Genomic DNA, 517 nt, shown 5'->3' with positions numbered 1-517 from the left:
AGTATACCAGATTTAGGAGTATTACCTAATAGTGTGATATGGTAGAATCCATTTTCTAATTCAACACATTGATTAATTGGACAATTTGAGCTCCAATCCATTAAGTCATATAAGTCTCTTATATACATTCTTTTATCTGTTATTTTAATTCCAAGTCTTAATTTAAACTCATATGAGTTTAAATTTTCTTCTGAAGGATAACCAGTTTTTAATTTCAAAATATATCTTCCTGGAGAACTAGTACAAAAGCCTACTATGCTTCCTTCAATAATATGCTTTAAAACTTGTTCGGGTGTTTGATAGTTTTGATAAAAATAATCTTCACCTTCTTTGATAAATGAAGTAGCATAATCTGAATACATGATAATACCTAATCCATTAATATCTAAAACTAACTCATTGTTTAAATTCATAGTATTAATTCCTTTCATTTATAGTTTACTTTATTCACCTAATTTAATTGTATCATTAGGTGTTCTTAGTTCACCTAAAATTCCATTTAAACTTGGATTTGAAT

Annotated in this window: 1 protein-coding gene; it reads right to left on the bottom strand. The window is 26.5% G+C overall.

The features are described 5' to 3' along the window. Positions 1-413, bottom strand: a 413-nt coding sequence (locus tag GBZ86_RS16710; protein WP_152892517.1) for a hypothetical protein, incomplete at its 3' end; no start/stop codon positions are given. Positions 414-517 lie beyond the last annotated feature (104 nt).

It is taken from the genome of Clostridium tarantellae (assembly GCF_009295725.1).
Classification (GTDB): domain Bacteria; phylum Bacillota; class Clostridia; order Clostridiales; family Clostridiaceae; genus Sarcina; species Sarcina tarantellae.
The sequence above is the reverse complement of the archived record's forward strand: the minus strand, read 5'-3'. Positions and strand labels throughout refer to the sequence as shown.